The sequence below is a fragment of the Pseudoalteromonas sp. MSK9-3 genome (assembly GCF_003590335.1).
Lineage (GTDB): Bacteria > Pseudomonadota > Gammaproteobacteria > Enterobacterales > Alteromonadaceae > Pseudoalteromonas.
Window position 1 is genome coordinate 75651 of the sequence record NZ_MIET01000046.1, and the last position, 24126, is coordinate 99776.

A 24126-nucleotide genomic window follows, 5' to 3' on the forward strand; every position below is an offset into this window, starting at 1 on the left:
TTAATATTAAATTTATTGACATCGCTTCTCATTTCCAGAAGAATCCCCTTCTGGTTAAACCAGTAGTCTATTTTTAAAGCATAATGCTTATTAAAAGCAGGTATGCAAACTATTGTATATTGAGGTCCGATGTCCACACTTTCTACAAGTATTACCTATGATGAAACAACATCGTTGGTGATGATGACGCTGAGAGGCACAGCGAGCGCACAGGATGTGGTTGATGTTTATCAAATAGCGAATGGATACGCGAAAACTCATAATAGCTCTAAGATTTTGGTTGATGTGAGTAATTTAGAGCACCGATTTGCAGCGATTGATATTGTCAATATCATGCCTAAGATTGCACACTATTTAAGAGACTTAAGCATTGCACGCGTTGTTGGGTTTGAAGGATATATGCATGATTTGTTTTTACAAAAAGCCAAGCGTTTTAATGTGAATGCAGAAAACTTCGAATGTTTTAAATCTGCAAAGCAATGGTTGTGTAATAACTAATTACTGCTTAAACTATGCTGCCATTGGTTAACTATGAATAAATAATGGCAGTATTAACTCCGCTTCAAATAAAAAACTTAACAGAGCAAGCGAAACAGTCCAAAGGGCTAATCCCTAAATCGGTTCTTACACCGTTACTCAACACATTACAGTGCGATATAAGCTCATTACTACAGGCCCTGTTACCTGTGGCAACCTCTTTTTCTCAAGCGCCAATCTCACAGTTTAATGTGGGTGCTATTGCTTATGATAAAACCACTGGAAATGCTTATTGTGGCGCAAACCTAGAGTTTTCACACCAAGCTCTGGGCCTAACTGTCCATGCCGAACAAGCCGCGATTAATAACGCATGGCTCAATGGTGCGCAATCAGTGTCTGTGATTGCGATTACGGCGCCACCATGTGGTCATTGTAGGCAGTTTATGAATGAAATTGCAGGGGCTGATACGTTAAAGATTGTACTGCCTACGTTAGAGACTGACCTGCAGTCATTGCTACCTCATTCGTTCGGTCCAAAAGATTTAGGAAATGAGTTTTGTTTATTGGCACTGAAGAGTCATGATGATATAGCTCTCCCTGAGCAAATTAGTCACCAACTGGCACAACAGTTTATGCTTGCTTATGCCCCGTACTCAAATAATCCTGCTGCCGTTGAAATTAAAACGGCCTCTCATGGCTGTTTTTATGGCCGCTATGCGGAAAATGCCGCATATAATCCCAGTTTATCTCCAATGCAGAGTGCATTGAGCCAATTGGCACTGGCAGGGCTGACGCTAAACTGTGTTGAATTGACTTCGATCACCCTCGTGGAGACTGCAAATGGTCATAACCAAAAAGCGGTGGCTGCTGCTGTATTAGAAAGTTATTGCTGCGATTGCGTGTTGCAACACGTATTGGTGAAGTGAATAAATAACTTTAATTATTAAAAAGGGCCCGCATGGCCCTTTTTTAAATTATCCTGACATCAAGTCCGGCTTTTTATAGCAGGCTTTCTGCCGCTTTTATTACAACAGAGACTGCTTTTTTCTCAATTTCACCGTGATCTACGTTTGGGATCTCCTGGCGCGTACGGTTTACTAATACACCCGCAACGCAGGCTGCTTTAAGCCCTAATGCAGCACACATGGTAAAGAGGGTTGCAGATTCCATTTCATAGTTCATGACATTCAATTTTTGCCATTGCTCACAGGTGCCTTGGAAATCTTTTGAGACATAACCAGAATAAGTATCATATCTTTCTTGACCAGGGTAGAAGGTATCACTCGAAGCCGTAATACCTACATGGTGCGTCACGCTTAAAGATTCACAGGCGTTAACCATTGCTTGTGTGCAGTGAAAATCAGAGACCGCAGGGTAACTTAATGGCGCAAAATGCTGACTAGCGCCGTCTAGTCGTACTGATGCTGTGCTTACCAATAAGTCACCTTCATTTATATGGGGCTGGATCGCGCCTGTGGTTCCAATGCGTAAAAATGTTGTTATTCCTAGCTGAGCAAGCTCTTCAACGGCGATGGAGGTAGATGGCCCGCCAATTCCAGTTGAGCAAACAATGACTGTTTTATCTTTTAGCTTTGCTGAATAAACATGAAATTCACGTGTCTGCGCAAGACATTTAGATGACTCCATTTTTTCTGCGATGCGTTTAGCGCGCTCTGGATCGCCCGGGACTATTGCTAAAGTTGCACCTTCAAGCGCAGTTTTATCGAGTCCTAAATGAAATACCTTGTCCATAGTAAACCTTATTTTTATATAAAGCGTAATACTTAATACTTATGAGTGAAAAGTACAGGACAGATGTCCGAATATTTAATTCAGAATAGGTTATTAGCTTGCAACTTTAAAGTTGTTCTTCTAAACCTTAAGTAATGCAATAATGAGGAAGAGTTATGCCTGCATCACCGTCACTAGATAAACACACTGAATTTGCTCGATGTCTCGAAAGTAACAAAGTAGAGACTCTTGCTCCTTTTCACTGGCTAGCGCTTGCGTTTAAAGACATTGCCAGAGCACCTATGCTCAGTCTTATATATGGCCTAGTTTTTACAATAATACCGGCCTCGATAATGTACCTCGTTTTTTATTCTGGTACGCATTTGGTTATTTTACCCGCCGCGGTGGCATTCGCTTTGATAGGACCGGCTTTTGCGTCTGGTTTGTATGATGTTGCTTGGGAGCTCGAAAAAGGCCACAAACCGACGCTTATCCATAGTTTAAAGTCGATGTTTAGAAATCCGGCAGGAGAGTGGGGCTTTGCAATTTTACTTATGGTCATCATGATAGTGTGGATGCGTTTGGCTGCATTGATCCATGCGCTATATCCTAACGTTCCAGATCCAACTTTTGAGCAACTTTCTGCATTTTTAACGCTTGGAAGTATCGTTGGTGGCGTATTGATGGCGGTCGTTTTTGCGATATCAGCGTTTACGCCGCAAATTATGATGGAGCGGCGTGTTGACATCATGACTGCTGTTGTATCGTCTATTCATGCTGTGAAAACAAATGCGCATGCTATGTTCGTTTGGGGTGTATTGATTGTCGGACTAGTTATAATTGGTTTTGCAACGGGTGCAGCAGGGTTTATTGTGATCATGCCTTTGTTGAGCTATGCGAGCTGGCACGGGTACATAGCCATTATTAAAACAAAGAAAGCCCGAGGCTATGAGTAATACCTAACTATGCAGCCTCAATGCATATAAAACCATAGCGTCTATTGTATAAATTTTCGCTATGGTTGACTTTCCTCCTTGGCATGATATATCTCTCGATTAAAGCAGCTCTGCTTGCGCTCGCATTTGAATAATGCAAATTTTCTTATCGTTAAGGCATTGATTTTTAGGTTTTATAATGGTTTTTGATAATTCATGCCTATTCATGGGAAGCGACGTAAACAGTACTTCATGCAAAAAACGTAACTCATCATTTTTCGCATGAATATGCATAGATAATTTACCCGGAGGACGATATGACGATCACAAAACAACAACTTCAAGAGAAACTAGAGCATTGTTTGTGCCCACCAGGAGATGGCGTATTTACCGTTAATACAGCCAAAGAACGTAAAGATGCGTTAAGAACTAAACTCTACGGACAAACAGAAGGTGTTGACACAATTTGGAAAGCGTCTTTAAAAAATATTTCGTCCTCAGAACATAAGGCTGCAATTTTAGGTATTGCGTCAGACTGTGGTGGCGGGATTTTACGTGGTGCAAACTGGGGGCCGTTATTTTTACGTTCAACTTTAATTGAACAGCAGCCTCATGTGAGCGCCTTTGATTTAGGTGATGTGCGGGTCATCCCTCACTTACTGCATGATAAATACTTAAATGAAGCAACAATAAGTAACTGTCAGAAGGCCTTGTATCAAAACCCGAATAGTGACTATTATGTTTCTCCGCTATCTATCACTGAAGACGTCTGTGATGGGTTTTATCAGCAGCACCCTGATAAAGGGATATTTGGTATCGGCGGTGACCACTCAATCAGCTACCCATTGACTAAATCGTATTTGAAAGCAAAGCGTGATCTGGGTAAGCGCACTGCTATTATTCATTTCGATGCGCATACGGACTTACTTGTAGAGCGTTTGGGAATTGATTTATGCTTTGGTTCTTGGTGTACGCATGTATTGGAGTACCTACCAGCACCGCACCATTTAATTCAGTTTGGTATTCGTTCTAGCGGCAAAGATAAGTCGCACTGGGAATCAACGTTTGGTGTAAAACAGCACTGGGCACACGAAATTCGTGAGCAAGGTACATCTGCGATTGTTGAGCAGGTAATAGCGCAATTGAAAGCCGATAACGTAGACGAACTCTATGTGAGTTTTGATATTGATGCGTTAGATGAAGAGTTTGCGTCGGCAACTGGCACGCCAGAAGGGAATGGTATGACTCCTGATGAAGCATTAGAAATATTGACAGCGTTACGTGCGGAATTTCCAATTACGGGTGCTGATATGATGGAGATAGCCCCATTTACAGATAGTTCATTGGTCGGCCAGTCTAGCTCTGAGACAACACTAAGAGAAGGCGCTAAGATTTCTGCTTTCTTAATAGACGCGATGAATAATAGCTAATACCAAATGAGATAAAAGCGGAGTATATGCTTCGCTTTTTTCCATTTTTGTTTATTAATTTCTCCTAATTCTGTTTCCTACCTACGCTATATTCATTGTAATTGCCTATTTTTACGCTATCTTTCTTAAGGGACAAACAACGAAGCCTCATGAATGTATATCGGATTTTTACTGCTACTGAGTGTATTTTCTAGCAGCGCTTTTGCCAGCAAGCTGAATATTGTGACGGAAGACTTCCCACTGTTTCAGTATTATGAGCAAGGTGAGCTGGTGGGCTCTGCTGTTAATAAAGTCAAAGCCGTGTTGTTACGCGCTAATATCAATTATACATTGGGTGTCAATCGATGGTCGGTTTCCTATATTGCTGCTTTGCGAGACTCGAATACCTGTATTTTTTCAATGGGGCGTTCTAAAACCCGAGAGCCTTTGTTTACCTGGGTGTTTCCGATAGCCCATTTTACCACGTCATTTTACGGGCTAAAATCGGAGCACATAGATGTAAGCTCACTTAGTGATGCGAAAAACTATAAAACAGGGGTGATAAGAAATAACTACAGCCATCAGTATTTGCGAGCGAGAGGGTTTTCTGAGGAAGAGCACTTAGTGATGCTTTCAAACTTTGATAGGGTATTTGAATTGTTAGAAACTCGCAAAGGTCTGCTAGACTTAGTGATACTAAGCGATGCACAGTTTGCTTTTCGAGCATTAAAAGATCCTTTTACCAAACAACTCAAAAAAGTGTTTACGCTAAAAAATCAGGGTGCTCAACTATACTTTGCATGTAATAAGCTGGTAGAAAAAGACACCATAGATAAAATCAGCAATGCGTATAAAGCACTGCTGAATGAGTCGTCACTTTTTGATTGAAGGCCAAACAAAACTGTGGAATGTATCTAGATATAACTGCTCTACTTTTTCACGCGCCCAAGGGGTTTTTCTTAAAAACTTTAGGCTCGATTTTATACTTGGATCATGTGTAAAACATCGAATATCAACAACTTCTCCCATTGCTTTCCAGCCTAAATGATCCTCTAGCTTGATTAAAATATCCTCTAGTTTAATACCGTGAAGTGGATTTTTTGGCTGCTCTTGACTCATGATGTACCCTAACATTCTAAATCGCTTATTTTACGCGTATAGTGCGTTCAGGGTCCAGTTTTATTGGTACACCTGACGCATTGGCTTTGACCCACACCAATGAATGACTATTTTTTCTAGGGTGTTTTTTAGCACATGCAAATAACATATCGAACTGTTTTATGAGAGATCCTTCACTGTATTGCTGACCTTGGTACCAACATACATTCATTGGTTGGTCTATAAACACAGACTTTTCATGATTGGTATCAAGTGCAAGGAGCTCTGGTGCAGTTAGCATGACTGCAAAGGCGGTTAAAGTTAAATTTCTCATGGCATAACTCCGAGATTTGTCTAATCTTACTATGATTGTAGATAAAATCTTAATTGTGTGAGTAATATACAAACGATTAATCACCTTTCATATAAGATTAAAAACAAAATAAGAGGGAATCACAATGGCTTTTGATCAAAACATGATGGCAGAGCTGACTTTATTAGCAAAGTTTCCAAGAAATAGTATGCACCAAGGTATCAAATTACATAAATCGGCAGAGCCAAGTTTAAAAGATGCGGCTGAGCGATTGTACAATAAAGGGGTGATTGATAGCCCAGATGGGGGGTACTTAACTGATTTAGGGCTTGATTTAGTTGTGCACCTTGATCAGGTGCACTGTGCATTACAATAATGTCTAGTTTAGGTCACTATTGCGCGTCAGGTTGATTCTCTGGCGCTGCATCTATAAATGCTTGTAAGCTATTACAACGTGCATAAATAGCGGATATTTTTGGATATAGGCTCATATCGACTTTAAAGCGAAGCGCATTAAAGACTTGAGGTACGAGGCAGATATCGGCAAGGCTCGGCTTATCACCAAAACAGTAATCATGCTCGCCAAGTGTTGCTTCTAAACTGCTAAAGCCTTCGATGATCCAATGACGATACCAAGTGTTTTTTTGTTCATCTGTTGCCGCAAGCTCACCACTTAAATATTTCAATACACGTAAATTATCAATTGGGTGTATATCACTGGCAATAGCATAACAGAAGCTACGGACTTGGGCCTTTTCCCAACTATTGCTTGGTAGTAGTGGGGTGTCAGGGTGGGTTTCTTCAAGCCACTCTAATATTGCTAGAGACTGTGCCAGTACACCTTGGGTTGTTTCTAACGCTGGTAACAAGCCTTGTGGATTTTTATCTGTATAAGGGGTTGCTTGCTGCTCAGATTTTAACAGATTGACCGCCGCGAGTTCATGAGGGATATTTTTTAGGTTGAGTGCAATTCGTACGCGGTATGCCGCCGAAGAGCGAAAATAAGTATAGAGTTTCATAGGTGTCCTTAGTCACGACAAGGCACGATTAATCGTGCCTATTTTAGTATTAGTGTAGTGGTAGCTTATTCGCCCTTGTAGTACTTTTTAATGTTCTTCCAACAGTGTGCATAATTAGGCTGACGTTCTTTACCTTCAAGGGCATACTTGGTCGGTGAGATCACATATTTCGATTCAAACATAAACGCAAGGGTATTGTCATAGCGCTGTGGTGCAAGTTCAGCATTTGACGCTTTTTCAAATACATCAGCCTCAGGGCCATGAGGTGACATGCAATTATGCAAGCTCATACCTCCAGGTACGAAACCATGCTCTTTTGCGTCATAAACCCCCTCAATTAGTCCCATAAATTCACTCATAATATTGCGGTGATAATAGGGTGGGCGGAAAGTGTTTTCTGCAACCATCCAACGGGGAGGAAATATTACAAAATCGACGTTAGCAACACCTTCAGTGCCCGATGGTGATGTGAGCACTGTGAAGATAGACGGATCTGGGTGGTCGTAGCTTACGGTGTTTATAACGTTGAAACGTGATAAATCATATTTATAGGGTGCGCTATTTCCTGTCCAAGCAACCACATCAAATGGCGAGTGGCCAATATCGCAGCGGAATAAGTTACCATTAAATTTAGCGACTAATTCAAAGTCACCTTCTTTATCTTCAAAAGCAGCAACGGGATACTGAAAGTCTCGCTCGTTGGTGTAACCATTTGCGCCTACAGGGCCACGCTCAGGTAACACCATAGGGTGGCCATAGTTTTCACAAATAAAGCCACGTGCCTCATCGTTTAATAACTCAACGCTAAATTTAATGCCGCGTGGAATAACCGCGATTTCACCGGGCTTAATGGTTAACTTGCCGCACTCAGTGTGTAGCAGTAATTCACCTTGTTGCGGTACGAACAGCATTTCGCCGTCTGCATTGTAGAAGTAACGATCAGTCATGGTTTTATTGATCACGTATACATGAATACCAATGCCTGTTTGACCGTTGGCACTGCCATTCGCTGCCATTGTTACTAAGCCATCAACAAAGTCTGTTTGTTCTTTAGGAATATCTATTGGGTTCCAACGTAACATCGTTGGAGGAGTCGGTACCTCGGTGATTGGGGCTGAACGCAGCAAGCCATTATCTATGGCTTGATAGTCACCTTGTACAACCGAAGGGCGAATACGATAAAACCAGTTGCGACGGTTCTCAGCACGGGGGGCTGTGAACGCAGTGGTATTATATTGTTCAGCGTATAGGTCGTATTTTATTTTTTGTGGTGAAAACTGACCAATAGGCAATGCGCCCGGCAAGGCTTCTGATTCAAACTGGTTTCCGAAACCAGTTAAGTATTGATACTCATGACTCATTCGTTCGACTCCTGTAGGTTTTCCTGTAAGATACTCTCACGTGAGAGTAATATCAAGCACCTCACAAAACTAACCTTGTAAATGATTTTGTACGTAAATAGAGAAAAGGTGGCATACGTGAACAATAAGACATTATTAAATATTAATGAATTTCTGCCTTATCAGCTTGTAGCCTTATCAAGTAAAGTCAGTGAGGACTTTTCTCACGTGTATATTGCCCATGGAGGGCTCACTCAAGCTCAGTGGCGGGTGCTGGCGCATGTTGCAAATACACAAGGGCTGGGTAGTACCGCAAAGCAAATTTGTGAGTTAGCGAATATGGATAAGTCGACGGTATCAAGAGCGATAAAACAACTAGAAGAAAAAGCGCTGATCAGGTTAACACAACATGAGAACGATAAACGTGCCATGGTAGTGACGGTCACGGATGCTGGATGTGCTTTATATCAAGATATCACGCCCAAGGCACTTGATTGGGAAAGTGAGCTATTGTCATGCTTGCAAGATGATGAACAAAAGCAGTTAAAGACACTTATTTCAAAATTGTCGAATTACATTGTCATTAAAAGCTCTTCCGATTAGTGCAGAGTTAGTTGGTGTAGATGGGTTCTTTTTTACTCGGTTGTAGCTGTAAAGTAAGAAAGGCCAGCAATTGCTGGCCTTGAGAGTTTATCTAATTTGCGTGTTAGATACTCTATTCTGTGTATTGTTACAAAAGTGCACTTAAATAGCGCAGTTAAGTGCACCCATTCATATTAGAACGTGTAACGAATACCAATCTTAGCTTGCCATGCAGATGAGCCTTTAACTATTGTAGAGTAGTTACGAACATCTGAACCTTGGTAACGTTGGTCAATGATCAACTTGTTGTTATCATCTAGGCCACCGAAGTCATACAGTTTTTGGTCTGCATATTGAATTTTCTTTTCAATGCCCCAATCGCTGTTTAACAGGTTAGCGAAGTTTTCAACCATGAAATATATTTCGCCTTTATGCCCTTCATAAAATCCAGGGATCTCTTGCTTAAAGCTGACGTCCATAGTTGTAACCCAAGGTTGAGTCCCTGTGTTACGATCTAGCAGTTGGCCACGTTCAGAAATACCGGCTCTATTTAATAGTGTTTCAAGTTCGCTCCAAGATAGGCCAGATTCATCCCAGTTTACATTAGCATCATCCGCACCAGTAGGGATGTAAGCTAAGTAAGCTGAAGTACTATTGAAGTCTCTGGTATCACCAAAGTCGCCATCACGGAATGAGCCCATTGTATAGCTAAGAGGTCTGCCTGAGCGACGTTCGAAGAATACGTTAAACTTAGACGCATAGCCATCGAAGAGCTCAGTCTGATAGCTAATGTTTATTTTTAAGTTATGTTCAACTTCATAGTGACCACGGCTAACCAGATCTACGTTACGGCTGTGTGTTGTAGCGTGTTTGTAGTTACCATCGGCAGTTGATGCACTACCAGGCGCTACGTCTTCTACATCTTGGTGTGTGTAACTTGCAGAAACATACAGGCCGTTGTCCCACTGTTTTGCAATCGCCGTTGAGAAAATAATTGAACGTGCACTTTCGTCAGCATTAGTCATCATGATGTCGTAATTATCTCTTAGATCACCAGAGTATATTGTGTCATAAATGATGCGACCCGTTGCTGAACGAACGATATCACCATTCTCATCAAGCTTTGGTGAAATTGCTGTATTGTGCCAAACAGCTTCGTTCTCTTTTCTGTGGTACGCAAGCTCTGCAGTCCACTTAAATCCATCACCTAGTAACGCTGAATCAAAATCATACTCAAAGCCTACTTGGGCGCGAATACTTGATGGCAATTCAAAATTAGGGTCGGTATAAGCTGTGCTTCCGGCGCCTTGCTCTAATGAGTTAACAATTTGCTCAGGTACTTGTGTAATATCAACCTGCTCAATCCCAGAGAAGTAATCGTTGATGGCATTTTGTGAGGCCGCAACGTATGTGATCCCATCGTTTTGGAATGGGTTGTTGTACCAAATACTTGGAACGCCACCTTGGAATCGACCAATACCACCATTAACTGTTAGTGACTCAGTTGCGTAATACTTAAAGCCAACACGTGGTAGAATAATATCTGCACCGTCTAAGTTCTCTTGGTTTGTGTAACCATAGGTATTTTGGAATGCAGTATTAAGTGATGGTTTATCGCTCGAAGACAAACGCTCATAGCGTACACCAGCGGTTAACTCTAAATCATCGGTAGGATAAAACTTATCTTCAACATAAAGCGCTATTTGCTCACGCGTTGCATCGTAGGCCAGGTCATTTGCATTACCCGTGTATGCATTAGAGTAGTCAAATTGGTAGTTATCACGGTTTAAATGTAGTTTTTTGTTCGCAAAGTCTTCTAAACTACCAAAGTCCCATGAACCTCTGGAGTTTCTAGCATATAAATTATAAAGGCGCATATCTTTCAACTCTGCACCAAAGTTAATTTCATGCTCACCAAGTAAATAACTCGCATCGAACGTAACAGCAAGCGTCTGTGTTTCACCTTCATTTTCATGTCGATTGATATCGCGGCCAAATTCAAATGAATCTCCGCGGCCACCGTCAACGTACACTTCGATTGAACCAAGCTGAGAGTTTGAAATACTGTCATTGGTTACATCTTTATATGAAATACCTAGCTCAGTAGTAAAATCATCAGACCAATCAGAGTAAATCTTGGTGGCAAAGTTATTGAATTTAGTGACGTACTGATAACGGCTAGATGCCATCTTTACAGAACCACCACCGGTAGCGAAGCCTTTCGTTTCTTCTTCATCTTGCCATTGATAAGTGAAATCAGCACGATGCATATCATTGATGTTCCAGCTTAACTTAACAAGCAAGCTGTCACTGGTGTCTTCTGGGTTTCCACCAAAGTTATCGTCTAGGCCATATACATTATTTAACGTGCCGATAAACTGGTTATAACTGGCTTCACTCACATCGAATTCATGTGATTTACCAGAGCCATCAAATCCATAATCCATTTCCATCTCTTGTTTCCAAGAGTTGTAGTTCACAAAATAGAAAAGCTCGTCTTCAATTAGTGCACCACCAGTGCTAAAGCCTAGACGTTTTTCTGTAACAATAGGATCGGTACTTGCTGTCTCGTAGATTCTGTGGCCGTCTTCATCTAGTGCAGGCCTGCCATCTTCTTTAACCTCAGAGAGGTTATCTACTTTACCGCCAAGACTAGGGGTACTTGTTTCGTAGAAACTGGTGAAAGTATATTCATTTGATCCAGATTTAGTTACTGCATTGATGGTACCACCACCAAAATTCCCTTTTTTTGCAGAAAATGGCGAAGCGTCAACTGAGATCTGTTCAATCGCATCAAGTGCTACTGGTGGTTGTGCCGTAGGGTAGCCACCGAAGCTAAGACCAAAGTCATCATTCTGGCCAATACCATCAACGGTTAAGCCGTTTGTTCTTGGGTTATTACCCGCAATTGTAAGTTCACCGTTGCCGTTAATACTAGCCAGTGGGTTTAAACGTGCGATATCTTTAATATCGTTGTTAAAGCTTGGGGTATTTGCAATGGTATCTGCACCGAATACGCTATTTGAACCACCAGCTTGCTGAACTAGACGATAACCCGTTACTTCAATTTTTTCTACTTTTTGTAGTGGTTGAAGTTGTGAAATTAATCGGTGAGTGTCACCCAGTTCAAGGAAGATGTTATCTAACTCAGTATCTGAGTAAGTATCTGAGTCAAGTACTACGCGGTATGGGCCACCAACGCGCAAGCCTTTTGCAATAAAAGTACCTGAGTCATTAGTCGTAAATGTGCTTTTTGTGCCTGTTGGCTCGTGAATAACTGTAACTTTAACGTTTGCAGCGGCGTCACCAATGGGTGTTGTAATTTTACCACGCATTGCTGATGAGGTATCAGCTGCAAAAGCACTGACTGATACGCCAAGAGCTAATGCTAAAGCGCCGGCCACTTTAGTTAAGCGAACGTTTTTCATTGTGTTGTTTCCCGTGTAAGGTTATTTAAAGTTTCTAATACTGTGTGAATGCTTTATAAAGCTGTAACTTCGAAGCAGTACCAGTTTTTTATAGTCTGTCGCAGTAAAGCAGATGTTTTTATCTACAACAGGAGTAATAAAGCCCAGTACAGTAATTAACCACTTTTCAATGGTGCATAAAATACGGCTAATGCCTTTATAGGTACATTAGCCGTATTATCTGTACTGAATTTTAAGAGTGAGTCATATCCTTGACTCGAAAAAATTAAAAGTCGTATTTAACCCCAAGGCGAATTTCATAAAGTGAGGGTCTCACTTCAAAATCGGTGCCTGATGGGTTATTAAACTCTTCAAATACATACTGACCGCTATCGTTAATTGATGCTGTCACGGCGTTTTGCATTGAACTACCTGTGTTTAACGTACCCCAATTATCATTAAGTAGGTTACCTACGTTTTTAATAACAAAGAATGCAGACCCTTTATGGCCATCGGCAAATCCACCGAATTCCTGTTCAACTTTTAAATCAAACGTAACCCACCAATCACCATCTTGTGAATTACGGCCCTGAATGTCTCCGCGTGTTAAGCCTTCACGTTCAACCCATTTGTCAAAGTCGGCTTTTTGGAACGCTTGTTTTTCGCCTTGGTCATTTGTGTGGAAACCATACTCAACTAACCCATCGTTATCACGTGGAACATAAAGCAAGTCACGTTGATTTTCGGCATAGCCGAACATTCCCGTGTTGTTAAACGTGTATGAATACGGGTTAGTTTTAGCTGCCTGACCGAACAGACTAAACTTGGTGTCTAACCCGTCGATGAACTGGTGCTTATAAGACAGTGACATGGTCGCACGATGTGGGATTTCATAATTTGAGGTAGATACACCTGGGTTTTGCGGGTCGTGCGCTGCAATACCATGGAAGTTAGAGAATGCCACAGAGCTCGTCATCGGGTGAACATCATTTGATTTGGTATATGCATAAGAAAGAGCGATATCGATACCGTTGTCGAAAGATTTATTCATACCCAAAGATAAAACATGTGTGTATGCATCAGCGCCTGAAACGTTAGTTAACAAAAAGTCTGATTTAAATGGATGGATATCATCGCTATAAATTGGGCGTCCATCTGGTGCTGGCTTGGTTTTAGCCGCAAGTGCTAGGTTACGAATAAGCGCAGAGTCTTTTTTATCTGTATACAAATAGTCTACTGTAAAGACGAAATCAGATTCTGTGACGTAAGTCGCCCCTAATGAATACTTCCACTCAGACGGTAGTTCAAAATTAGGGTCCGTCACATTTGTACTGTCATCGGCACTGCCAGAGCCAACCGAGTTGTATAGGTCTAATGGAATGTCGAATCCGGCTTTGCCACCGTTTACAAATGCCACTGCATCAGGGCCTAATAATTGCACATTACGTGCATTTTCTTGGATGTTACGAACGCCATCGTTTGAATAACTGTTAGAGATCCACACATTCGGGTTACCGCCAGAGTATAGACCAAAGCCACCACGAAGCTCTAATTGCTCATCGTAAATCCAGTTAAAACCAAAACGAGGTTGAATTAAGTCAACGCCATCTAGGTTTTGTTGGTTAGAGAAACCAAAACGCTCTTGAAAGTTAGGGTTGTGTGCTGGCACATCATCGCTGGTATACCAGTCGTAGCGTAAGCCGGCTGTTAAAGTAATATCGTAATCAATTAAATCGAACTTGTCTTGAGCATATACTGTGTTCAGTGCATATTTGAACTCACCCGCTGCGTCAACAGGGTTGTGTGACGACGCATTACCGTAATAAACACGCGCAACACCGTTCTCGAAGTCTTCGATACTGCTAAAGCGGTGTTCACCTTCGGTATGTTGCACGAACATATTGAATACGTCTAACTCTTCACGCTCATAACCAAATGATAGCTCGTGGTCATCAAGGTAATAGGTACCAGCTAGTTTAATTGACAGGTTATCATATTTTAGTTTGTTAGCTTGACGTGAATCATCTGGGCCAAGGTAAACGTCAACGTCACCTGTATCAATTCTAAACTCACCGAACCCTGATGTTCTATCTAAAGAAATTTGACGGTTATCTAGCTCTGAATAGCCTATGCGCACTTCCGTTGAAAATACATCGCTCCAATCTGAATACAATGAGCTGACAAATGATTGTAATTCAGCACCACGCTCGTAGAAGTGGTTAGACAATGAAATACGAGAAGACGTGTTATCAGACTGAGCAAGTGTAAACCCATCGTTATAGTTATAAACAAAGCTTGCACGATGCTCGTCGTTGATATTCCAATCTAGTTTAACAAGTATTTTTTCATCTTCGACAGGCATGCTTGGGACTAAAGAACCCGCATCGTAGCCATACTTATCTTGCGAAATTGCCGCAATTTGGTCAATTGTTGCTTGGCTTATTTTGTTGTTAGCCAGTGGTGCGTATTCAAATACTTGTGCACCTTCTAACTTTTCATAGCTGGTAAATAAGAATAAGGTGTCTTCAACCAGTGGCATACCTAAGTTAAAGCCAAAACGCTTTTCGCTATAGTTACCTATATCTTGTGTTTTACCATCAATTTTATCACCTGAAAGAGAGTCGTTTGTGTAATCGAAAAAGACGCCGCCTGACAGTGTGTTCGTACCAGATTTTGTTACTGCGTTGATATTACACGACGTAAAGCCACCATACTGAACGTCAAATGGTGCTAACTCAACGGCTACTTGTGCAATTGAATCGAAAGAGAAGGGCATGCGCTCTGTGGGATAACCATTTCGGTTTAAACCGAAGTTATCATTCATACGCATACCGTCAACCGTTAAGCTGTTAAAACGCGGGTTACCGCCTGCGCACTGAATGGCACCTGAGTTACTCTCATCAACATAAATACGTGGATCAGTACGAACAATGTCTTTTATATCACGGTTAATAGCTGGCTTTTCTTGAAGATCTGCAAGTGAAAAGTGCGTTGCTGGACCTGTACCACCAGACTGCATGGTGATAGGTCGACCAGTTACTACGATTTGTTCAATATTTTGCTGTGGTTTAAGCTGTACTGTTACAGGGTAGGTTTTACCTAGCGATAAATAAATATCTTCTACCAAAGTATCTTGAAATGACTCTGAATCAACAATCACTTGATAAGGGCCACCAACGCGAAGACCTTTTGCAGAAAAAGACCCACTTTCGTTGACTACTGCGGTTTTCACTGAGCCTGAAGGCGTATGAATGATAGTTACTTTTGTACCAGCAGCAGGGTTGCCTTGTGGACCAACGACTTGACCTTTCATTGCTGAAGCTGTGTCGTTAGCAAATGCAGCGCCACTTGCACCAATACTTGCTGCAATAGCAAGAGACAGAGCTGTTTTGCGCAATAGAGTTTTCATTATGTTGTTTCCCGTGTTTTGATTGGTTTATTTTACAGCGACGACGTTCGAAGTCTTGAGTGCCTCTTTTAATGGCGCTGCGTTTTTGTCAAAAATTTGGTTCAGTAAGCCAGCCAGTCGTATACCACCTTGTTGCAAACGAATTCTTACGGTTGGCATGTACTTATAAATGTACCCATAACTTATTTCAGTTTCATTTAAGTTATATACTTTATCTGAAATATGATGACTTTCTAATAGCCAGTCAGCTGGCTCACTATTAAGGTAATCACTTATAATCGTTTTATTTGACGTTTTTATGAATTCTGCAAACTCACTGTAAGATAGACGCTCATTTTCAATTAAGCGAGTGTCCCATGTAGAGTGGAGGTTTGTTTTATCACCAAAAAAAGTCACTTTGATCAAATTTCCGCCATGGTCTTCACCGCGCCCTGCATGGAACGGTTGATGGCTATCGCCAACTAAATGCACCAAAAAGCGTAACGCGAAGCGTTTTTCGTCAATTGATGTAGCGTCAGATTGAAGTGTGTTTATACCGTAATAGATACCATCGAGAATATTTTTTACTTGTTCTTTAGAATTGATTGAATGATCAATGTGAGAGTGCATTTTTGTCGCGTCTTTAACATTAATATAATGCCATTTTGTCGACTTTTTACGCCAGAACTCGCTGTCGTTAGAGCGCATTTCATCTGCCCAAGTTGATACTTGTGCTAATGAACTTTCTTCAAGTAGGGGAGTCAGAGCTTGTACTGTGGCCGTTGTTAAGTGCTCTTCAGCAACCTTCCCAATAATACGGTGGCCATTTTGCCCCCATGCGACAGCATTAAACGAACTAGATAGGGCGCCTATAAGTGCGATTACAGAGAGCTTTTTAACTAACATATGTGTTTTCTTCATTATTAAAAAATAGCCAACGACGGCTGTTCAATAAGGTCAATTGTCCGTATTTTTCAAGAAATAAAAAGGACTTAAAAGGATTCATAATTTCTTGTTAATAAAGTATGTAATTCATGGGTTTATATTCATTTAGTAAATTTACTTATTGTAATGAGTAAAGAATATTGGTTTAATGAGGAAGTTGGCAATATAAGAATAAAATACTCTTGATACATAATAACATTTTAACTAATAAATCTACGATTGTTACATTATTGTTTCTATCCACCCTGATCAGCTGGCTGTTAGGGGGATCACTTAGTCAATCTCAAATTCAAGATGTTGATCATGTACTGACACATTCATATCAATGTCAAACTTCGTCTATTGCAAATAAATCAGTATTACGGGTGCATGTTCCTATAGAAAGACTCGCTGTTGCACTAAAAGCCCCGTTATGCACGAACAAAGTAGTTGCAAAACAGTATGGGTATGTTGAATTGTACTGGGGAGGTAATTTAGCTGAGCAAATTGAATTTTTAGCTAAAGGTGTTGCTGATGTTGTGTTAAGTAAAGAGAATGTCATGCAAGCATTAATGGCAGAGTCTACCCATAATTATCGGCCAATTATCGGCTATCAAAACTACACTGCTTTTTTTATTTCGAATAAAGAAAAACCAAAATTAGACAAAGCCTACTTCTTAGATAAAAGAATTGGATTATTAGACTATCCTACGAGCCGCTCCGGTCATATTTTGCCAAAACAAGTGTTTAAAACTTTAGATATAGACTTAGATGCATTGGACATAGTCTATGCGAGCACACATACAGCATTGCGAGACAAACTTGCTCATGGAGAAATTGACTTGATCTCTTCTTATTGGAGAAAAGATGATCAAAAACGTTTCTCGAATAATTATATTACCCCTATTAGTGGTGAGATTGTCGGTAGTCGTTGGTTTTTGAAGATGAATGATGAAAATACAGATCTAGCATGTGAATTACAGTCTGTGATCAGTTTAATAGCAAAGTCGCAAAGCTCTTCCTACTTTGAATCATTACAAAATTACTGGCAATGTGATTCATTACCTTATTACTTTGTTGAAGAGGGCTTGTAATGTCACACAGTAAGAACATCATCGTGTTTACAGTGGCCTTAATCTTATTTATATCGATATTTTACCTGTCACAAACTTATCAAATAAAGCATGATATTGAGAAACAAGCGTCTCAAGTTGTAACGCGTGTGGCGCTTGATATCAATACATTACCGATTGCGGACCCTTTTTTCAGTTATTCGGGAAATACCTCTGTTGTTGAATCGTACGTAGGTAAAATAAATGCGGTACTTGTCAGGCAAGATGCACGTATACAGTTACAAAAAGTAAGTATTGAGCAAGTTGATAGTATTGATAGTATTATGGTGAGAAAGTTGGTTGATGCCCATCGCGATGTGTATGTATCGTTTGCTATTGATGATGCGCATGTAAAATCCGCTTATATTGTGCCTTTTATTCTCGCGTTATTAAATACTGCATTCTTTGGCTGGGTAAATATCAGCGTCGCAAGAACACGTGCGAGTAGGCCACAGCATAAAGATAAAACAGAGTTGCCTAAAAAGTTGGTTGTCGATTTATATTCTAAAACCATTATGCTTAATAGTCGTAAGCAAGATGCGGTAAAATTAGCGAATAAGCCATTATGCTTTTACTTGGCACTGGTTGAATACTGTGAGTCACATCCTGATGTGGTATTAAATCAAAATAAAGATGTGCCTGACGAATTAATAGATATCGCAGACAAATACTTTCATCGGCTGATTGCTTTGGGACATACTATACGAAAGAGACCTAATTTCTCTTCTAGTTTAGAAAAGACGTTAAGTGAAATTAGAGCAGCCTTAGACGATGTCATGGCAGAACATACTGAGCTAAAAGCAAAGTACTACCCGCCTAAAGCGCACGGTGAAGGGTCACGTTCAAAAATTCACAGCTATGGGTTAATAAATGTGGCGCTAACTGACATTGAATTAATTGGAAAATAGACTGGACTAGGAACGTACCAAGATTAAAAAGGTGTGACAGCAGCATAGCTTTATATACTGCTGTCATAAGTAGTCGTATTTTAGAGTAACTCAGCGATTATTGGCGAGTTCTTTTCTAAGTAGTCTTTTAGTGCTTGTGCGTCAGTTGTACTACTCGACTCAAAACCATCTTTTTTACTTAATAAAGGGTACCCATCACCACCGGCTGCATTGTAGCTGTTTATACTCATGGTATAAGTGTGATTTTGCTTAAGCTGCTTACCGTTCACTTTTACATTACTGAGTGTACCTTTGCTTAGCTCAAAACTTATGCCATGATATTGCAAATAGGCGCCTGAATCAGCTGGGAATCGAGTAACGATATTTAGGTATTCATATAATTCAGCCCCAGTAAAAGTCACCTTGGTGATGCGGTTTTTAAAAGGGTGTACCTTAAGTACATCTTTATAGGTAATGTCACCCGCTTTTATACTGTGCCTAATGCCTCCACCACTTATTAACCCAAAGTCGGCGCCCACGGCTGCCATTTGTGCTTTGATGATAAGGTTTGCTAAATTACTTTGTTTAAACCTGACGGTATCACGTCTTCCATCTAAAAATGTATCAACCGATCCTACGCTATCAGCTAATTGTTGTTCACCTATGTTTTGATATGGCTTTAGAAATGCATAGAGTATAGGGTCTGGCTCTATTTGCTGCTGAATATAGTAGCCTTCTGAATTTTTGAGGTTGACGGGGATCAGCTCATAGCTAAGCAGCGTTTTTTCACCGTCTGCTATTTTGAACTGTGCTTTACCAACATACTTACCCCATTCGTGAGCTTGCATGATCCAGGTACCATTTTGTTGATCAGGTTTACATGCTTTTCCCGCAGTAAATTCATTATCAGCCTCACCAGTTTGCGTAACACAAATAGGTTCTTGCGAGTGGCCTCCAATGATCATATCAAGTGTACCTGGTTTTAATGAACGTGCTAATGTGACGTCTCCAGGTGCATTAATGCCATAGGCCGCATCGTGATAGTGGCCCATATGAGTAACGGCTATCATGACATCAATGTTGTGCTTGGCGCGGATTTCTTTGGTCACTTTTTCTGTTATTGAAGCGGGTTCAACAAAATCTAAATGGCCAATATATAACGGATTAGCAATTTTTGCGGTATCAGTCGTCGTTAGCCCAACAATCCCAATATTTAGCCCATTTCGGTTAAGAACGGTGTAAGGTTGATATGCGTGAGAACCATCTTTTTTGTGGACAATATTGGCCGACAGCAGCGGGAAGTTAGACCATTTAATTTGTTTATCGAGTACACTTAATGGATTATCAAATTCATGATTGCCGATAGCCATAGCATCATACCCAATTAGGCTCATGCCTTTAAAGTCGGGTTCTGCTTTTTGAAGGTCTGACTCAGGGATCCCTGTGTTAATGTCTCCGCCAGATAGTAATAATACGGTATGGCCATTTGTTGCCGCGTCACGCCTTAATTTATCTATTAAGGTTTTGCGCGCAGCCATGCCATATTCACCATTTTCGTTGTGCCAAAAACGACCGTGATTATCGTTTGTATGTAATATGGTAAGGTATTGAGCTTCTTGTTCTGAGGCCTTTTCAGAGATGGTTGGCAATATGTTGCATGCTGATAGAAGCAAACAACTAGCTAACAAAGTTATGCGCATAATATAATTTAGTGGAATAAAATAGTTATGCGCTAGTTTAAACTAAAAGCTCTAAGAAGAAACGTCTGATCAGAGATTTTTTGATTCCCCAAACGTATTTTCTACTGCAATAATACGCCGTTCTAGCTCATTTTTAGCAAAATGTGATTTGTTATGATTGGTTTCTACCATCCAGTTTAAAAATGTAGCGGGTAGCGCGGTATATGGTTCACCATGATGCAAACCAAAATCGCATATTTCCTTATCGTTATTCATCCTATTAAGCCCCTTTAGTTTTTATTGTCGCGCTTATCCTATCAAATATAGCGAATAGAAAAAGAACAATATGTCACTAAATGATGCTTTTTTATAACTTTATGTTATAGAAGTGTGACCATTAATGTGATCCATTGAATAATTAGTAATGCACAACCGACCATAAACACACGGAAGCGGGCAACAATAAAATTACCGTTTAGGTGTATATAGCTATGTACTATTCTAGAAACTACGAATAATACACTGGCGACAGCAAAGAACAACGATGTGTTATTAAGGGAAATAGCGAGTAAACAGGCTACGAAAAACAAGTTAGGTATTTCAAATTGGTTGCTAAAATTCCTACCGGCAACAACAACACTTTCAGGTGCGTTGTCTAAATCCATGGTTTTAAACGCATGACTCGGTATTGCTTTAGTTTTGTGTGCTGCAAATCGGCGACGTCCCATAATGAACATCACAACAATAGTGAGTAGCACTTGTAAAAACATAGCCAGTATGACCAAAAATAACGCAGGGTGATGCATATTAAATCGCCTTTTTACACACAGTTACAATCAAAGTACATTTGTGATTGCAAATTGGCAAGTAAATAAAGAATATGGGGTATAAGAACCTATTTATGGATAAAATATGAGACGATTATTTACAGTAAGTGCGCTATCACTTTTGGTTATGACTGGCTGCGGTACAACTTCTCAACAATTTAATAGTCCATCTTCGGCATTGGTTGCTGAGTCTTTGGTCGTGAGTCCCAACGATGATAGACAATACCAAACAATGCGCCTTGAAAATGGCATCGACGTATTATTGATCTCAGATCCTAAAGTTGAAAAGTCCGCAGCTGCGCTGAGTGTTGGTGTTGGATTACTCCATGATCCGATGACACAACAGGGGATGGCACACTATTTAGAACATATGTTATTTCTTGGCACTGAACGTTACCCTGACTCTAAAGGGTATACGAACTTCATGACCAACAATGGCGGTACACATAATGCTTACACTTGGCTTGACATAACCAACTATATGTTCAAGGTCAATAACGATGCCTATGATGAAGGGTTGGATCGATTCTCTGATTTTTTCAAAGCGCCTAAGCTATACCCTGAATACACAGACAAAGAAAAAAACGCCGTAAACGCAGAGTGGTCTATGCGTCGTGAAATGGACTTTTTTGGTCAGTTTAAACTCGCAAGAAGCATGTATGGGGATCATCCAGCAAACCGCTTCCTAATTGGTAACTTAGAGACTCTAGGTGACAAAAAAAACAGTAGTTTACATGAAGAAACCGTGGCTTTTTACGAGCGTTATTATTCATCAAATATCATGAAGGTGGCGATGATCTCAAATGAGTCGACTGCTGATATGGCCAAGAAGGCGAAAACGTATTTTTCTACCATAAAGAATAAGCACATTGATAAGCCTGAAGTTTCGAAATCTATCGAGTTTAGCAAAGTCGGCAAGAAGCTCATCCATTATGTTCCCAATGAAGATGTGAAGCAGTTAAAAATTGATTTTACGATTGACAACAACAGCGGTGATTTTGCCGTCAAACCTAATTACTTTGTGACTTATTTACTAAGTAATGAAATGGCAGGCGGGCCAGCACAAGTATTGAAAGACAAAGGATGGATATCGAGTTTAACGGCTTACGCCAGTCCTAGTATGTATGGCAATTATGGCTCACTAACGGTTGATATCAATTTAACTGATTCTGGTATGGCTCATCGTCGCGACATTATATCAGCTGTTATGCAATATATTGAGTTAATAAAAAAAGAGGGAGTAAACGACAAATACTTCGATGAGATCAGTACGTCATTAAGTAATGAGTTTCAATTTCTTGAAAAAGGAGATGAATTTAGCTATGTCAGTAGCGTTGCTGACAGCATGCAAAAAGTTCCATTAAATCATGTGCTGAATTCTGCGTTTTACTATGCCAAGTTTGATGCAACTGCAGTAAATAATGTGCTTAAACAGCTAACTCCTGAGCGACTGAGGGTTTGGTATATTAGCCAGCAAGAACCGTCTGACACTGATCTACATTTTTATGATGGTAGATATAAGATCTCAGCAATAACTGATGACGACATTGCTCAATGGTATCAGCCGTCAGAGCTAAACTTGGAATTACCAACAGTAAATCGTTTATTACCACAAAACTTTGATATTAAAACGACCTCCGAACAAGCACGTAATGGCGTGTCTGAGGTTTATAAAGATGAAAGAGTGACTGTATGGCATGCAGCTAGCGAGCGTTTCGCACATCAGCCAAAAGGCTCTATGGATATTTTCATTAATACTGCTGAACCGCTAAGTAATGTAAAGCATGCCATTGCGATGCAACTGTGGGCTGACCTGTTTTCATTACAACAAAGTCGGTTGATCACCGAGGCAAGTGTGGCAGGTATGTCAGTGAGTTTGGCGCCCGGCAATGGCTTGATCTTATCTGTGTCAGGATTTACGGATAAACAACCTGTTTTGATAAGCCATGCGCTTAAAAATATTGAAATCTCATTAAATAAAACCATGTTTGCTCAGGCAGTTGATAGGTACCGCCGAGGCTTAATGAATGCGCAAAAGCAGTTCCCATTTCGTCAGGCTTTTGGCCAATACTCTGACATGAGTCGCTCTGGGGGCTTTGACCTTTCAGAAAAGCTAAAAGCACTAGATGAAATAACCGTTATGGATTTTATCCAGTTGCAAAGAAAAACATTAACTGAAAATAATATTCGGGTATTTAGTTATGGGAACTATAGCCAAGAAGAGGTTGAAGCAATTTCGACTGAGATTAACCACGCGTTACCTGAACCGAAAAAAGTAACGAACTACACTCGTTCACAATATGTGTTGCCTAAGCAAGGGCAAACACTTGTTTGGCAAGAGGACATAACGGTTGCTGATGTCGCAATTGTTGATATGCATGTTCACCCAGTACCTGGTTATGCACAAAAGGCACAAGGGTTAGTCTTGCAATCGCATTTTAGACAACACGCATTCGAAGTACTTCGTACAGAGGAGCAGCTTGCCTATGCTGTGGGCGCAACAGCACAAAGTATCGATGATTATTCGGCAATGGGTTTGTATATTCAGACTCCAGTGAATGGTGTTGAGAAAATGCAGCAGCGCTTTGAGGCATTTAAAATCGAATATGGACAGATTTTGACTCAGCTGAGTGAAAAAACGTTTACTGGTTTAAAAACGGCCCTATTGGTTTCATTAAAAGAGGAACCAAAGAATCTAGCTGAAGAGTTTAGCCCGTTAATCACCGACTGGTACAGAGAGCGCTACGACTATGATTCAAAGGACAAGTTGATCAAAGCCGTTGAGCAAGTGTCTTTAGAAGACATCAAGGCATATTACAAGCAAACAATGTTAAACCCAGACGCTGCGAGAATTAATGTTCAAATGCGTGGAGAAAAGTTTGCTGATCAGCCTTTTGCAACACTGCCTAATCAAACCGTAGTGAAATCGCTTAGTGACTTGTATGAGCAAGTTGAGATGCAATAACTTTTAACTGTATGGGCAGCGAGTATTTATTAC

At 40.5% G+C, this 24126-nt stretch carries 21 protein-coding genes; 10 read left to right on the top strand and 11 right to left on the bottom strand.

Features of this window, described 5'->3' with window-relative positions:
• Positions 1–129 precede the first annotated feature (129 nt).
• Positions 130–498: a hypothetical protein gene (locus BGP78_RS19085; RefSeq protein WP_119862881.1), complete on the top strand. Its 369-nt coding sequence runs from the start codon at positions 130–132 to the stop codon at positions 496–498.
• Between the two features lie 44 nt (positions 499–542).
• Positions 543–1403, top strand: a complete 861-nt coding sequence (gene cdd, locus BGP78_RS19090; RefSeq protein WP_119862882.1) for a cytidine deaminase — start codon at positions 543–545, stop codon at positions 1401–1403.
• Positions 1404–1476: 73 nt separating this feature from the next.
• Here cdd and udp read toward each other — a convergent pair whose 3' ends face one another.
• Positions 1477–2229 carry a uridine phosphorylase gene (gene udp / locus BGP78_RS19095; RefSeq protein WP_119862883.1) on the bottom strand — a complete coding sequence of 251 codons (753 nt, stop codon included), beginning with the start codon at positions 2227–2229 and terminating at the stop codon, positions 1477–1479.
• A 155-nt stretch (positions 2230–2384) separates the two neighbouring features.
• Here udp and BGP78_RS19100 point away from each other — a divergent pair, with 155 nt between their 5' ends.
• The 3 genes from BGP78_RS19100 (at position 2385) to BGP78_RS19110 (ending at position 5440) form a co-directional block, all read left to right on the top strand.
• The gene (locus BGP78_RS19100; protein WP_119862884.1) at positions 2385–3164 is read left to right on the top strand and encodes a DUF2189 domain-containing protein; all 780 of its coding nucleotides are present in this window, start codon (positions 2385–2387) and stop codon (positions 3162–3164) included.
• Positions 3165–3460: 296 nt separating this feature from the next.
• Positions 3461–4573, top strand: coding sequence for an arginase family protein (locus BGP78_RS19105; protein WP_119862885.1), 1113 nt, complete (start codon positions 3461–3463; stop codon positions 4571–4573).
• A 153-nt stretch (positions 4574–4726) separates the two neighbouring features.
• Positions 4727–5440: an ABC transporter substrate-binding protein gene (locus BGP78_RS19110; protein ID WP_119862886.1), complete on the top strand. Its 714-nt coding sequence runs from the start codon at positions 4727–4729 to the stop codon at positions 5438–5440.
• Here the strand turns inward: BGP78_RS19110 and BGP78_RS19115 are convergent.
• Together BGP78_RS19115 and BGP78_RS19120 are read right to left on the bottom strand one after the other, a co-directional pair.
• Positions 5426–5671 carry a VF530 family DNA-binding protein gene (locus tag BGP78_RS19115; protein ID WP_119863069.1) on the bottom strand — a complete coding sequence of 82 codons (246 nt, stop codon included), beginning with the start codon at positions 5669–5671 and terminating at the stop codon, positions 5426–5428. The genes BGP78_RS19110 and BGP78_RS19115 overlap by 15 nt on opposite strands.
• A gap of 25 nt (positions 5672–5696) precedes the next feature.
• The gene (locus BGP78_RS19120) at positions 5697–5984 is read right to left on the bottom strand and encodes a DUF1496 domain-containing protein (RefSeq protein WP_119862887.1); all 288 of its coding nucleotides are present in this window, start codon (positions 5982–5984) and stop codon (positions 5697–5699) included.
• 124 nt (positions 5985–6108) lie between these two features.
• Between BGP78_RS19120 and BGP78_RS19125 the strand changes: the two genes are divergently transcribed.
• Positions 6109–6339: a TIGR02647 family protein gene (locus tag BGP78_RS19125; protein ID WP_010361810.1), complete on the top strand. Its 231-nt coding sequence runs from the start codon at positions 6109–6111 to the stop codon at positions 6337–6339.
• Between the two features lie 16 nt (positions 6340–6355).
• Here BGP78_RS19125 and maiA read toward each other — a convergent pair whose 3' ends face one another.
• Together maiA and hmgA are read right to left on the bottom strand one after the other, a co-directional pair.
• A complete protein-coding gene (gene maiA / locus BGP78_RS19130; RefSeq protein ID WP_119862888.1) occupies positions 6356–6982 on the bottom strand; it encodes a maleylacetoacetate isomerase in 627 nt (208 codons plus the stop codon).
• Positions 6983–7047: 65 nt separating this feature from the next.
• Complete coding sequence (gene hmgA, locus BGP78_RS19135) at positions 7048–8343, bottom strand: homogentisate 1,2-dioxygenase (RefSeq protein ID WP_119862889.1); 1296 nt, start codon at positions 8341–8343, stop codon at positions 7048–7050.
• A gap of 117 nt (positions 8344–8460) precedes the next feature.
• Here hmgA and BGP78_RS19140 point away from each other — a divergent pair, with 117 nt between their 5' ends.
• Positions 8461–8925, top strand: a complete 465-nt coding sequence (locus BGP78_RS19140) for a MarR family winged helix-turn-helix transcriptional regulator (protein WP_119862890.1) — start codon at positions 8461–8463, stop codon at positions 8923–8925.
• A gap of 173 nt (positions 8926–9098) precedes the next feature.
• On the opposite strand, the gene BGP78_RS19145 is transcribed toward BGP78_RS19140, so the two are convergent.
• The 3 genes from BGP78_RS19145 to BGP78_RS19155 all read right to left on the bottom strand — a co-directional run bounded on the left by BGP78_RS19145 (position 9099) and on the right by BGP78_RS19155 (position 16605).
• Positions 9099–12332: a TonB-dependent receptor gene (locus BGP78_RS19145; RefSeq protein ID WP_119862891.1), complete on the bottom strand. Its 3234-nt coding sequence runs from the start codon at positions 12330–12332 to the stop codon at positions 9099–9101.
• Positions 12333–12597: 265 nt separating this feature from the next.
• Positions 12598–15720: a TonB-dependent receptor gene (locus BGP78_RS19150; protein WP_119862892.1), complete on the bottom strand. Its 3123-nt coding sequence runs from the start codon at positions 15718–15720 to the stop codon at positions 12598–12600.
• Positions 15721–15747: 27 nt separating this feature from the next.
• Positions 15748–16605: a S1/P1 nuclease gene (locus tag BGP78_RS19155; protein ID WP_119862893.1), complete on the bottom strand. Its 858-nt coding sequence runs from the start codon at positions 16603–16605 to the stop codon at positions 15748–15750.
• Between the two features lie 221 nt (positions 16606–16826).
• Between BGP78_RS19155 and BGP78_RS19160 the strand changes: the two genes are divergently transcribed.
• Together BGP78_RS19160 and BGP78_RS19165 are read left to right on the top strand one after the other, a co-directional pair.
• On the top strand, positions 16827–17717 hold the full coding sequence (locus tag BGP78_RS19160; RefSeq protein WP_182912337.1) for a hypothetical protein: 891 nt from the start codon (positions 16827–16829) through the stop codon (positions 17715–17717).
• Complete coding sequence (locus BGP78_RS19165) at positions 17717–18643, top strand: hypothetical protein (RefSeq protein WP_119862894.1); 927 nt, start codon at positions 17717–17719, stop codon at positions 18641–18643. The genes BGP78_RS19160 and BGP78_RS19165 overlap by 1 nt, the downstream gene beginning before the upstream one ends.
• A gap of 80 nt (positions 18644–18723) precedes the next feature.
• Here the strand turns inward: BGP78_RS19165 and ushA are convergent, their stop codons facing one another.
• The 3 genes from ushA to BGP78_RS19180 all read right to left on the bottom strand — a co-directional run bounded on the left by ushA (position 18724) and on the right by BGP78_RS19180 (position 21107).
• Positions 18724–20322, bottom strand: a complete 1599-nt coding sequence (gene ushA, locus BGP78_RS19170; protein WP_119862895.1) for a bifunctional UDP-sugar hydrolase/5'-nucleotidase UshA — start codon at positions 20320–20322, stop codon at positions 18724–18726.
• A gap of 69 nt (positions 20323–20391) precedes the next feature.
• Entirely contained in the window at positions 20392–20577 is a 186-nt protein-coding gene (locus tag BGP78_RS19175; RefSeq protein WP_119862896.1) for a hypothetical protein, read from the bottom strand.
• A gap of 104 nt (positions 20578–20681) precedes the next feature.
• Positions 20682–21107, bottom strand: a complete 426-nt coding sequence (locus tag BGP78_RS19180) for an MAPEG family protein (RefSeq protein WP_119862897.1) — start codon at positions 21105–21107, stop codon at positions 20682–20684.
• Positions 21108–21213: 106 nt separating this feature from the next.
• On the opposite strand from BGP78_RS19180, the gene BGP78_RS19185 reads away from it, so the two are divergent.
• On the top strand, positions 21214–24093 hold the full coding sequence (locus tag BGP78_RS19185) for an insulinase family protein (RefSeq protein WP_119862898.1): 2880 nt from the start codon (positions 21214–21216) through the stop codon (positions 24091–24093).
• Positions 24094–24126 lie beyond the last annotated feature (33 nt).